General features: G+C 60.4%; 9 protein-coding genes. 2 read left to right on the plus strand and 7 right to left on the minus strand.

Features of this window, described 5'->3' with window-relative positions; genetic code table 11:
• Positions 1-45: 45 nt before the first annotated feature.
• The 7 genes from GNK13_RS02145 to GNK13_RS02175 form a co-directional block, all read right to left on the minus strand.
• Entirely contained in the window at positions 46-1,980 is a 1,935-nt protein-coding gene (locus tag GNK13_RS02145; protein ID WP_164100796.1) for an RCC1 domain-containing protein, read from the minus strand.
• 69 nt (positions 1,981-2,049) lie between these two features.
• On the minus strand, positions 2,050-3,519 hold the full coding sequence (locus GNK13_RS02150) for a tetratricopeptide repeat protein (protein WP_164100797.1): 1,470 nt from the start codon (positions 3,517-3,519) through the stop codon (positions 2,050-2,052).
• A gap of 403 nt (positions 3,520-3,922) precedes the next feature.
• On the minus strand, positions 3,923-5,053 hold the full coding sequence (locus tag GNK13_RS02155; RefSeq protein WP_164100798.1) for a hypothetical protein: 1,131 nt from the start codon (positions 5,051-5,053) through the stop codon (positions 3,923-3,925).
• Entirely contained in the window at positions 5,053-5,868 is an 816-nt protein-coding gene (locus GNK13_RS02160) for a hypothetical protein (protein WP_203328885.1), read from the minus strand. The genes GNK13_RS02155 and GNK13_RS02160 overlap by 1 nt, the downstream gene beginning before the upstream one ends.
• Positions 5,868-7,475 (minus strand): MotA/TolQ/ExbB proton channel family protein, encoded by a 1,608-nt coding sequence (locus GNK13_RS02165; RefSeq protein ID WP_164100799.1) that lies wholly within the window; start codon positions 7,473-7,475, stop codon positions 5,868-5,870. Before GNK13_RS02165 ends, GNK13_RS02160 begins: the two co-directional genes overlap by 1 nt.
• Positions 7,476-7,712: 237 nt before the next feature.
• Entirely contained in the window at positions 7,713-7,943 is a 231-nt protein-coding gene (locus GNK13_RS02170; RefSeq protein WP_164100800.1) for a hypothetical protein, read from the minus strand.
• Positions 7,921-9,234 carry an MFS transporter gene (locus GNK13_RS02175; protein WP_164100801.1) on the minus strand — a complete coding sequence of 438 codons (1,314 nt, stop codon included), beginning with the start codon at positions 9,232-9,234 and terminating at the stop codon, positions 7,921-7,923. The genes GNK13_RS02170 and GNK13_RS02175 overlap by 23 nt, the downstream gene beginning before the upstream one ends.
• Before the next feature lie 824 nt (positions 9,235-10,058).
• Here GNK13_RS02175 and GNK13_RS02180 point away from each other — a divergent pair.
• Complete coding sequence (locus GNK13_RS02180) at positions 10,059-10,748, plus strand: amidohydrolase family protein (protein ID WP_164100802.1); 690 nt, start codon at positions 10,059-10,061, stop codon at positions 10,746-10,748.
• A gap of 257 nt (positions 10,749-11,005) precedes the next feature.
• Positions 11,006-12,697, plus strand: coding sequence for a sulfatase family protein (locus GNK13_RS02185; protein ID WP_164100803.1), 1,692 nt, complete (start codon positions 11,006-11,008; stop codon positions 12,695-12,697).
• Positions 12,698-12,724 lie beyond the last annotated feature (27 nt).

Below are 12,724 nucleotides of genomic sequence, written 5' to 3' on the forward strand. Positions count from 1 at the left end.
AAGGAGTCGCTTCGCGACCAAATCTCCCGTTTTCTGGCAGAGCCTCTAGGCTCGGGCCGCGGAAGAATCCGCATCCGCTTCGATAGCACCACTTGCCACGCGTTTGCGGTTGCGGTTGCGAGCTCGGTAACCGGCCCAGCCGATCCCACAGATGCCCAGCACCACGAGACTGGAAGGTTCCGGGACCGCAGATAGAGAAGAGTTGAACTGCAACGTCAAACTATTGCCCACGTGGCCGATCGAGAAATGGCCGCCGTCGAGCGAGTTCTGGAATCCAGAAGAGTTGATCGCGAACAAGCCCGCATCAAAGCCCTCAATCCCCTCTGCCGCAGTGACGAAGGCCCAGGAGTAGTCTTGCTTCGGATCGAAATTGGAGGCGGTCCCTGACGCGTCCTGCATGTTGAGCGAGCTGACGTTGACGATGAACTTGTCTGCTGGGGTTGCGGTGATCTGGAGCTGACCGTTGAGCTGAAGCGTGTCCCAGCCGAGTGGGCCATCGGGAACAGCCAGGGCATCTTTAATCTCGAAGTCGAAGATGCCACCCGCTCCGAATGTCGTGTCGCCGGCTCGCAGTGAACCGACGCTGGCTCCAGGGGCGAGAGAAGCTCCGTCGGCGACTGTCAGCATCCCGCTGACCTCTCCATTGCCGCTGAAAGTGCCGCCACCAGCCATCGTCACGCTGGCATTGAGTACGCCGTCGTTGCGAATGGTTCCGGTGTTGGTGAGCGAGCCAGCGGTTATTTCGCCGCCGCTGGCGATGTGGATTAAACCCTGATTGGTAACGCTGCTCGCGGTGACCAACCCGTCGACTCGTAACGTCGTATTGGTACCGGTGACATTGAGCGCGTTTTCAACTTGATAGGCGTTTCCGTTTTGTGCAAACGTCACATCACCAGCCGAGACGTGCAGGTTCGAGGCCCTCGCATCGTTACCAAAGCTGACGGTGTACGTTCCCGCCTGGTCGAAAACCGCCGTCGAGAGCTTGGTGCTGGGAATCTGTTGCTCCCAGCGATGGGAGTGCAGGTAGTCGCCACTGGTGGCGGTCGACCAGCGCGCGACGGTCGGCAGCGCGGAATTTGGGGGAGTACTCAATTGGCCTGAACCGTTGCGCCCCCAGTTAGCATACGTACCGTCGCTGAGGATGGCATAGTTGTGACTCCACCCTGCATTCACATACACCACGTCCGAGAGTTCTGCAGGTTGGGGCACCATAGGCCTATTTGGTTCTGCCACAATCGTCCCCCACTGGGTGACGGTGCCGTTGGAATGGAGGGCCAGCGAATGAGACTCGCCGGCCGCAATCGCAGCGACGCCCGATAGCTGGCTCGGTACCGTGCTTTGACCCGCGGTGTTGAGTCCCCACGCCTCGACGGTTCCATTGGAGAGCAGGGCCAGGGAGTGGTGGCCGCCTCCAGCCACGGCAATTGCTTTAACATTTTCACCGAAATCAGGCACCGTGGTTCGACCGTCACCCGCATAGCCCCAGGCTACCACCGTACCGTCGTCTTTAAGGGCTAGAGAATGATGCATTCCCACACTGATCGCCGTGACTCCGCTTAGATTCTCCGGGACGTTGCTCTTGGCGGAACCCTTTGCTCCCCAGGACGCCACCGTGCCGTCGGCACGCAGGGCCAGAGTATGGTAGTAACCGCTGGCGATTGCGGTGTAGGAGTTTCCGGCTGGCGGCGATTCGTAGGGGACGATGGGGTTGACCGATTCAAAGCCCCACGACTCAAGAGTTCCATCCGCTCGGATTGCTGCGGCATGATCGCGACCAGCCGCGACCGCAGTGAAATCATTGCCCCCTGGCATTTGACTGAGCTGACCGTATCCAACGTAACCCCAGATGGAGAGCGTGCCATCTGAATTCACGTTCATGGTCATGGTCGCACCGGCATCAAATGCTTGTCCCGAGGCGGATGCTGTTCCTAATGCTACGAGCGCGGTCAATACGGAAAATCGAATCAAGATTGCGATCATCGCAGACTCCACTCATTCGTTGAGCGATCGAGGCAGATAATTGTGTACCGTCGAGGACGCACGAAGGGTTTAGGGACCTTGCACGTTCTCAGCATTCTCAGCCTTTTCAGCATGCCCGGGGAGAGATTCAAGCAGACTTTGGCAGGCGCTTCGATTGCGAAAACGCTGGGACCCAGCGAGTGCACCGCTCAGGAGTTGGCCGGCCTCGTCTGTCCGTTCGCGATCGACGAGCAGTTTCGCGGCATAGTAGGTGGCGTCGGGAGAGAGGACTCCCGCGGCAAGGAGAGGTTCAAAAATGCGTTCGGCGGTATCGAGATTTCCTAAGCGGTAACAAACCCACCCCAGCGTCGCCTGGGATTCGGGCGAGTTGGGGTACTGCCGCGTATTCAACTCCGCGATTTGCAGTGCCCGCCGCTGCTTCGGTTCACTCGGCTGCTCGATCAGTGCGAGCACCAACCGATTCGATGACGCGAAGTCACCCAGATGCTCGGTCGTGAGCGTCTGGAAGCAACGTTCCGCGGCCTCATAATCACCGAGGTCCATCGCAGCGATTCCTTGTAGGTGCAGCAACTGAGGAGCGTCGCTCTGCACCTTGGCGAGTTGCTCGAGATGCTTTTGGGCGTCTCGGGGACGATCGGATTCCAAGCACCAGACCGCGGCGGCGACGAGCGTGGACGGTGCTTCGGGCGCTTCCTCCAGCGCCTTCTGCATCCAATCTTCTGCTTCGGCAGCATTGCCGGCGACGTGGTGCCAGTGGCCCATGATCAGTGCCGGCAACTGCATCTTGCTGTCGATTTGCATGGCCTCGGCGAGTGCAGTGGCAGCTTCCTCGTAGCGTTGCTGCTCAAAGAGGACTCGAGCGAGCCGCTGTTTGAACGACGCGTTTTGAGCCGCCAGTTCGACGCATTCGGCGAGCCGTTTTTCCGCTAATTCCCAATGTTGGCGGCGCTCGGCCACAGCCGCTAACCCGCTCTTCGCGTCGACTGCTTTCTGCGACATCGCGGGCGAGGCAACGTGGAGTAGTGAAAGCGCCTTTTCGTACTGTAGCGCCGCATCGGTCACACGCCCTTCAACCAATCCGAGGTCGCCCAGCGCGAGGTAGACGTCCGGGTGGTCCGCGTGCTCGATCGCCGCTTGTTCGAGTAGCTGGCGTCCGCCGCGAACTTGGCCGGTGGCAAAGAACATTCTCGAGAGCATCACCGTCGGCGGCGGCAACTGATCGTTGACACTTGCCGCTGCGGTGAGCTGCTCCTGCGCCTCATCAATCTTGCCCTCTCGAAACGCATTGACCGCCGCTTCCAATTCCGCGAAGCCGGGCTGTGCTTCGTCCGCAAAACGCAGTTGCTCGGCCGACAACTGCGCCGCACCTTGTCGCGCCGTGGCGGAGTCGAGCATTGGAATCAGACCCGCATCGGCCAGCGTCGAGCCGGTTAGCAAGATTGCTACGATCGCGAAGCCGCGGGTTACCCGAGCAGCCCGAGAGCGCACTTGAGACGTCACCGTGCGGACGCTCCGCCAACTGGTTCCACGTTCTACCATTGCAAATCGCTCCCTGCTTTTCGACCGCGGCATCGTCTGTGTTCCCCGAAGGCTTCTCCGCGGGCGGACCGGACCAGCGTCAAAAAGATCGCTGTGCCCGAAGCCCTCACGGCGGGTGCTCAACCGTTTGACACCCGGTCGGGAAAGACCACTGTGGAGTCGCCTGTACCACCCAGGGGTGGCATTTTAGGGAGCGAGTATGCGCGCTTCGCGGGCCCGGATCAAGCAGCCCAAACCGAAAAGTTGTCCGCCCTATCCGTGCCTCTTGCTGCCGGATGCTGTTCGCCGGAGAGAGGGGGCTGTGACCCAAAAGAAGGTCGCGCGGCCACCGCGCACCCGGAGGCGATTCCTCGAGGGTTCCAATACCCCCAAAGGCACCTTAAGACGACTCGCAGAAGAGCGATCAGTCGATCACGTTCTGGGGCTTCGCCGGGGGACGCGGCGCCGGCGGAGTGGCCGGTTTGGGGCGAGGTGGTCCGAGTTCGATGCCGCCCGGAACCGAAGTGGTGTATTGCCAGTCGGCTGGTTGCGGTTCCCAGCCCGCCAACATCTCCGCCTCGGTGAAGAACCGCCTTGCAAGCACGTACGCTTCATAGCTGTCCGGCAGCACGTAGAACCGGGCGTAGGACTGGGTGGGATCGATCGCGCCGAGATAGTTCGCCGAGCGGATCCGTGAGCTTCGCGTATTGAGCTGACGGATGGTAGCTCCACGGCCCTCCCGCGGGATCAAGCGAATGCGTGGGTAGCGCTCATCCTGGACATAATATTCGACGTCAAAAAAATCATCCTGGTCTCCCAGCTTCTCCCAGTGCTGAGTAAAGATTTCTGGGTTGATGCCTTGGATCGGATTGCGGTCGAGCCCAAAGCGGTTGATCAGCAGCTTCGCCTTGGCTTCTGCATTCTTTCGGAAAAACTCGGTCGCCATTGGGTAGAGCCGATCCTCGACGCACAGGATCAACAGAGGCTCGGCTCCCGGCGGCGCGGGGCGAGGATTGGGAATGCTGATCTTGACGTCCGCCGGGGCCTGCGTCCTGGGCGTCGTTGCCAGCTTGGCTTGCAGTTCCGCCTTCTTATCGAGAGCGGCGGCCAGCGTGGCCTCCAGTTGTTTCCGCGTTTCTTCGGTGTCGGCGATCTCCTGCCGGTTCTTCTCGGCGGTTTCCCGATCCTGTTCGAGTTTCAAGGCGTACTCGTTCTTCTGCTGTTGCTTTTCTTGGAGCAGACGCCTGCGTCGCTCGAGTAGCTCCTGCTTGAGCTTCAGTTCCTGTTGCTGTCGTTCCGGGTCGATGCGGAGGGGATCGACCAAGTCGCTTTCGAGCTGCTCTTTTTGTTCCGTTTTGAGAGCGAGCTGCTGAGTCAGCTCCGTAATCTTCGCCTCATCGATCTTGTTCTCCGTCGTGATCCTGGCCACGACGTCGGCGATGCTCATCTGCATGACGATCAGCACGAGGACGAGGATTCCCACCACGTTGGTCAGCGTATCGAGCAGCGAGTCGAGACCACCCTCGTCATCATCACTGGTTTGTCGTCGGGCCATCAGTTGGGTTCCTTTTCGACGAACGCGCTCAGATCGATTCGGCCCTGGCCAACAACCGGCAATTTGCCATTGCGAATCTGACGCTCGTCGCAGAGGCGTTTGCACAGCTGGTAGGTGGAGAGCCCGTCGCTGCGAAGAAGGAATACGATCGAATCGTTGGCACCGTTGGCGACTTTTCCGAGCAGATCGAGGAAGTCCTGATCTTTGGGCACCTCCGCCGTGCGAATCCGTTTCGGCGGATCGGTGGTGTGAAGCACAATCGAATCGGAGGAGCATTCGACAAAATGGGGGACGAAGTTCAAACCGCTGCCCTGGGGTAGGACGGTCACGTTCGCTTCGCTCTTTTCTTTCCTCTCGGCGAGCTCCTTCTCGAGCTGGGCGAGCTCCTCTTCGAGCGCCGTCGCTTGGGCCTGCATGTCGGCCGCCGTTTCGCGAGCCTCCTCGTCGATCGGCGGAATCACGATCTCGACCTGTTGCTGTTCAGCGAGTTCCTTTTCCACCTCCTCGAGCTGAATCAGCATCTCTTGGAGTTCTTGCAAGGTCACGTCGAGCAGCTTTTTCTGTTCCCGCAGTTTGAGAGACGAGGAATCGGAGATGGCGATTTGGCGGCGGAGCTCCTCGATTTGCTCGTCGGTCTGTTTGAGCTCTTTCTGCAGCGCTTCGAACCGTTCGATCTGCGCCACATCGGGCGTGTCGGTTTCGGCCAGCGCAAGCGTAGCGATCATCATCGTCAGCACTCCGATGACCGAGGCGATGATGCTGAGGAAGGGGAACAACGAAATGTCGTCATCCGCATTGCGGCGTCGCTTTCCCATCAGATTTTGCTTCCGTTCTGCTTGCCAGCGGTCCGCCGATTCCGCCCGAACCACGGCCGCGACCGTTCCGGCGAGGCTTCGATCTGCTGCACAACCACTTGTTGGTCGCCGATTTTTTCCAGCACTCCACTGAGGCCAGCTAAGCCGAGTTGGACGCCGGCTAAATGGTCGGCGAGCACGCCGTTGGTCTTTTCAAACGTCTCGTTGACCTGCGATTGCAGGTTCGAGGTTCGCTCGGCCAACTGGGTGAGGCTGGCCTGGATCTTCTCCGCGGCGTTGGCCATTTGATCGAGCTGTGCCTGGAGTCGCGCCTGCTGATCGAGTTGCTGTTTGTGCAGGACCGCAACATGCTGTTGCTGCTGCTGTTCAATCCGCTCGTTGACTCGATCCCACCCTTTGGAGACTTGATCGGTCAGTCGCCCGCCGATTGCATCGAGCTTGCTGAGCCACCGCTCCATTTCGGCGTGCTGCGTCCCCAGGGCTTGTTCGACCGCTTCGCGAAAGACCTGCGTATCACCGCCAGCCGCGGCACCGCGTTCGGCCCCACCCTCGCGGCCATCGTTCAACCGTCGGAGTAAATTCTCGTTGCAGTACTCATCGACTTTGGTGATGACGTCTTCTTCCCCCTTCTGCAGTGCCGAGGCGGGGATCTTGACCAGCATGCTCATGATCAACGCCAGGAGCGTCGTGTCGAATGCGGTACCGAGGCCAGCGAAAACCTGCTGCAGCGCCCCTTTCATCGCGTCCATGCTGCCGCCGCTGCTGAGGCTTCCGGCCAAGCTGGCGACCGCGTCGCTGACGCCCATCACCGTCCCGATGAACCCCAAAATTGGGAGCGACCAGATGAAGACTTTGAGAATTGTATAACTGCCGGCGACGTTGTTGGCGTCAATTTCCGACTGCGACTCCATCATCGTGACCGTTTCGGCGGCGCTTTTGCGGACGCGAAAATGTTCGATGCCGCGGACGACACGATTGATCAGAAAACTATCGCTGCTGTCCGCCGGAAGTTGGTTGATATGATCGATGAATCCGTCGATCGAATCGAGCGTGATCTCGCGAGAGACTTCCGTCGGTAGAACGTCGAGCAACATCGCGTCCCGCTGCTGCTTCAAACGCAGCCACTTCAGCCCCAGGATCGCCAGCGCCCAGAACATCAGGAACGTGGTCGGAAAGGGAACCGGACCGCGGTCCCAGAACAGGGCTCCAAAGTAGGTCTCGCGGACGGGGTAGAGGAGGGCGAACCAGACGACCGACACGCCGGCCGCGATCAGCCCTGAGAGGACGAGGCTGACGTCGCTGCTGGCCGAATCGCTCGACGAACTGAACCAGCTTTTCTTGGCCCGTTGATGCTGGACGACGTGCGGTTTTTTGGGCGTGGCGGCTTTGGCGGCCACGCGCGGCGCTGGGCGGCCGGACGCAGGACGCTCTTCAATCTGCAGATTCGGCACCACCACTTCCGGCTCGAACGCCTCCGCCGGAGGGGCGTCGGGAATCCGGACTGTGGCGCGGCAGTAGGGACAGGCTCGGCTCTTGCCGCAAAGATTCTCGGAAACTTTCAGCGACTTGCCACATTCGGGGCAGGGAATTTTGAAGTAAGTGGCCATCGAAATTCGGTTTGCCAGGGAAAGCGACGAGGAGTTGAGAAACTCGAACTCAGAGGAGAAGAGGCCCAGTTTAATCGGAAGCGACAGCTCTGCGTGCCGAAGGTCGCACGCGTTCCGGCACTCGACGGGGCCCGCAGTGCATAGGAGCCAGCCGTGCGTCGGAGCCAGCCGTGAAAGTGGGCCGGACGGTTACTTAATGAACGCCCGAAACGAGAAATGTCACCACGCAATCCGGTCCTACGGCTGGACTCCGGGAATGCCGAAGGAAGCTCCGAATTGAGCGGCGAGCAGTTCGTACGTGAGGCCGTAGTTGAGCATCAATGCCTCCTCGGCCGGTTGCCCCGATTTGAGGTCGGCGATGAACTGGGGAAGCGACAGCGGATCGCGGAGGCAGTGTAGCCACAGCAGGCGGGCCAATCCACCTCCGCGGGCGGGAGCGCTAGCCTCAGACGTTAGGCAGCGCCGCATCGGCATCGTCGCTGGTATGCCGCGGCCAAAGCACCAAGAAAAGGATAAGGCCGAGCAGCGGGGACCAACCGAGGATGGCGAGGTTGAAGTCGTATGAACCCGTCTGGTCGACGACGTAGCCGAACAACTTTTGCGTCGGCGATGAGGCAAGCCAGCCGATAAAGGAGAGCATTCCAGTCAGCCGTCCCATGTGGGTGACGCTGACCTCCTGCGTGAACGAATAATAGCAGGGGAAGACGCCGAGAGTGCCCGCCGCGACGCACAACAGCGTTGCCAGCAGGGGCCAGCCTTGAGGCAGCACTGCGGCCAGCGTCGTGAGCCCGGCCAGCAGCGAACACCCAAGATAGACCAACACGCGGCTGGTATGGACCCGCAACCCGCGACGGACCAGCCACATCGCGACCACCCCGGCGGCGATGCAGCCGACGTCGGTGAAAATAAAGTAGGTCGAATTGAAGTAGAGCGCTTCGGCCTCGGAATAGCCTCGTCCTTCTTGCAAGAATTTGGGCAACCACGCGCGGATTAACTGCCAAGAGGTGTTGATGGCGATCACCATACACGTCAGCGCCCAGAAACGGCGATCGGTGAGCAGCGTCCAGATCCATCTCCCCGGGGCGTGACGGTCAGAATCGTGCGGCTCGGAGCTGCGGCTGGAAGCTTCGTTCTGCGAAGCGGCTGGCTCAGCGGAATCTTGTCGCTGCAAATCGCCCCGTCGGATGACCGCCAGCCATACAAAGGCCCAAGCCACGCCGATACCACCGATGACGAAAAACGGCGTCCGCCATGCATCGGGCTCGGTGCTGTCGCCGATCATCAACCGGATCACAATCGGAGTGAGGATTGCGCCGAGCGACGCGCCGCTTTGCAAGATGCTGTTGCCCATGACGCGATTGCCCCGAGACATCACCGCCTGGGTGACGATCAAGGCGCACGGCCAGTGCCCCGCTTCAAAAAATCCTAATAAGCAGCGACAAACCAACAGCGATGTGTATCCGCGAGCCAAACCGGTAGCGAATCCAACCGCCGACCAAGCCACGAGAATTGCCGGGTAAAGCAAACGGACTGGGACCCGGTCGGCAATGATCCCAAAAAACAGCGAGCCGACCGCAAACGCGATCCCAAAGACGAACTCCATATCGCCATATTGCTCGTTGCTCAGATCGAATTGTTGAGTGATGCGAACAGCTAGATTCGAGAGCGTCTGGCGATCCATGTAGTTGATCATCGTCGCCAGGAGCAACAGCCCGGCCACCCACCATTGCCAAACCTTCGATCGTGAGGTGGGTTCCATCGGAGTCATTTCCTCGGGGGGGGCAGGGTCGGGGAAGGAACGGAGGGAGGGCGCGGCCCGGTGGAGCGAAGTATAACGGACGCTCCAGAGAGGTGGTTTTATAATCGCTGCCGTCGGAGCGGTGGTCTCGCTGGAAATAATTTCCTGCTCGGTTCGTGCTCGCGTCAGTGAGCGCGAAGGACCAGAAAGCCTTTCGAAGGACCAGAAAGCCTTTCGAAGGGCCAGGAAAGCCTTTCGCTGACTTGAATCGCGCGCTCCGGGATGCCATGCTGGGCAAGTCCCGCCGACTTCCAGCAGTCCCCTCCCGCCCGCAGTCCGCACCCGCCCGCTGTCCCCTCCCGCCCGCTGTCCCCTCCCGCCCGTAGGGGGAAAATCATGCTCGCCCGGCTCGCGCCTTCGACGGCCATCTCGCTGCGCGGTTTGCTGGCGGCTGCAGCGATCTTGGGGACCGGGAGCGATCCGCTCACAGCACCCCGCGGGGGACGCGATCGATCTGCGGAGCATCAAAAACGCTTCGCAACGGACTGGACCAGCGGCTGACCGGGGTCAAGGAGCCACGCGTCGTTTCAGAACTTTTCGCCTAGCAATGTAGAGTAGGAACCCCGATGGGATTGGACCGTCGCGAACTTTTAAGGGGCGCTCTTGCATCCGCTACGGCGGGAACGCTTGCGGTGGCCTCGGAACCCGTGCGCTCAGCGGATGCCGTTCCGTTATCGAGCGGGGACGGCAGCGGATCAGCGCGACCCAGGGGGATTGTCGACACCAACGTCCACCTCTTTCAGTGGCCCTTTCGCCAGCTCCCCTGCAGCACGACCGAGGCGCTCGTGAACAAACTGCAGTCGCTGGGGATCAAGCAGGCCTGGGCCGGCAGCTACGAAGGCGTGCTGCATCGCGACCTCGGCGGCGTCAATGAGCGGCTGGTCAAAGCTTGCCGCGAAGCGCCGCAAGGAATGTTGGTTCCCATGGGAACCGTGAATCCGGCTCTTCCGGGATGGGAAGACGATTTACGGAAGTGTCATGGGAGCCATGCGATGCCCGGAGTGCGACTGTACCCGAGCTACCACGGATACACGCTCGATGATTCCCGCTTCATCTCGCTGTTGGCATCGGCGACCAAGCGAGGTTTGCTGGTTCAGATCGTGGTCGCACTTGAAGATCGCCGCACGCAGCACCCCTTACTGCAAGTGCCTGATGTGAATCTCGAGCCTTTGCCACGCATCTTGGCATCGTTTGAGGATGCCAAGGTGATGCTGCTCAACTATCGTCCCGCCGGCACTCTCGCGGCTCAGTTGGCGAAAACACCGCAGATCGTGTTTGACACCGCCCGCGTCGAAGGAGCCGACGGAATCGCTCGCCTGATGCGGACCGCCTCGCCGCAGCGGGTGCTTCATGGTTCGCACGCTCCCTTCCTGGTCATGGAGTCGTCGCTGATCAAATTCGACGAGTCCGAGTTGGACCGTGAGCAGATCGGCTCTCTGCTTTCTGAAAACGCGGTGCGGCTACTGGCCTGCTGACTCCCTTCACCCGCTTGATTGCCACCGTGGGTTGTGCGGATGCCCCTCCACTTAAAGTTGCCTGAACACTTCGGACTGCCTCCACTCGAGCCGGTGGAAGCCGCGGAGCGCTGCGCTGCAATCATCCCAACTCGCTCCCCTGATCCGGCGGATCGCAGACGTGATCCGGCGGATCGCAGAGGGGGGTGGGTTGAGCATGCAACACACCTGGTTCAAACCTGGCGACACATTTCCTGATTCCATTACGAGCGTATTGCATGAAGTTATTAGCTGTTTTCGGGTTGTTCCTTTTGACGGTGGTTCTGCCAGCGTCCACGACATTCGGTAACGAGTCAGAGAATCCTAATATTCTATTTCTGTTCGCCGACGACTGGGGGCGACACGCGAGCATCTATGCAGAGGTTGACGGTGAGGCGGAAGCGGACGGGAAGGGTGGCATCAATCAGGTGGTGCAAACGCCCCATTTCGATCGTGTCGCACGAGAAGGCGTCCTGTTTCGCAACGCCCACGTCAACGCTCCATCGTGCACCCCTTGCCGCAGTTCCCTGCTCTCAGGTCAATACTTCTGGCGGACCGGCCGGGGCGCGATTCTCCGCGGCGCGGTTTGGGACGAATCGATTCCGTCCTATCCTTTGCTGCTCCGAGACGCCGGGTATCACATTGGCAAAACCTATAAAGTCTGGGGACCCGGAACCCCTTCCGATGCGCCGTATGGAGGCCAGCAGTATTCGTATCAAGATGCGGGGGGGCGATTTAACCAGTTCTCGCAGAACGTCGTGAAGCAAACCGAACGCGGCGAATCGATCGACGAGGCAAAGCAAGCCCTGTACGACGAAATTCGCACGAACTTCAGCAATTTTCTCGAGGCACGCGAAGCAGGAAAGCCGTTTTGCTACTGGTTTGGTCCGACCAACGTTCACCGTACCTGGGTTGCCGGCAGCGGCAAAGAGTTGTGGGGCATCGATCCCGACTCGCTGAAGGGCAAGATGCCGCCCTACCTGCCCGATGTGCCGGAGGTCCGCGAGGACCTGGCAGATTATTTCGGCGAGATCGCTGCTTGGGATGCTGGGATCGGCGTGCTGCTGGACGAGCTGGAGAAAAGGGGAGAGCGTGAGAGTACGCTGATCGTGATTAGCGGGGACCACGGTGCACCCGGATTCCCGCATGGCAAGTGCAATCTGTATGGTTTCGGCACGGGCGTGGCGCTGGCGATCACCGGGCCCGGGGTCGAGGGAGGTCGAGTGGTCGACGACTTTGTCAACCTTCCGGATCTTGCACCCACGTTTCTCGAAGCGGGCGGTGTGGCGGTCCCCGATGTGATGACCGGACGCAGCTTGTGGCCGGTTCTGAAGTCGAAGGAAAACGGACTGGTCGATCCCGCGCGAACTTGGGTGGTGACCGGACGCGAGCGGCATGTGGAAATTGCTCGCGCAGATTACAGCCCTTATCCTCAGCGAGCCATTCGCACCGCCGATCACGTGCTGATCGTGAACTTCCGGCCGGATCGGTGGCCGCTCGGCGATCCGTATCGGCTCGACGGCGAAGATCCGCCGACTGCCGAAGAGATCACCAAAACGACGCGGGTTACCTATCCGGATGAAGACGCGGGACCGACCAAGGCATGGTTGGTAGGCCAACGGAACTCGGCCGAGTGGAAGTCGCACTACGATTGGGTTTATGGCAAGCGGCCCAAGTACGAGCTGTACGACTTGAATAAGGATCCGCACGAGACGACGAATGTGGCTGACGAACCCGCTTATGCGGAGGTCAAGGCGGGGCTAGGGGAACGGTTGATGGACGAGCTGCGGCAGACGGGCGACCCGCGGCTCGTCGATGACGGGCGGTACTTCGAAACGCCTCCGCTGGCTGGTCCGCTGCCCGATGAAAAGACGTTCTGGAACCGCGGCTCACGCTCGAGCAAACCGCAGGAAACGGCGGCTCCCAAGTAACCCACCCACTCAGGCGATCACCCTTCG

The sequence above is a fragment of the Candidatus Laterigemmans baculatus genome, from assembly GCF_010367455.1.
In the GTDB taxonomy this organism is placed as follows: Bacteria; Planctomycetota; Planctomycetia; order Pirellulales; family Pirellulaceae; genus Laterigemmans; species Laterigemmans baculatus.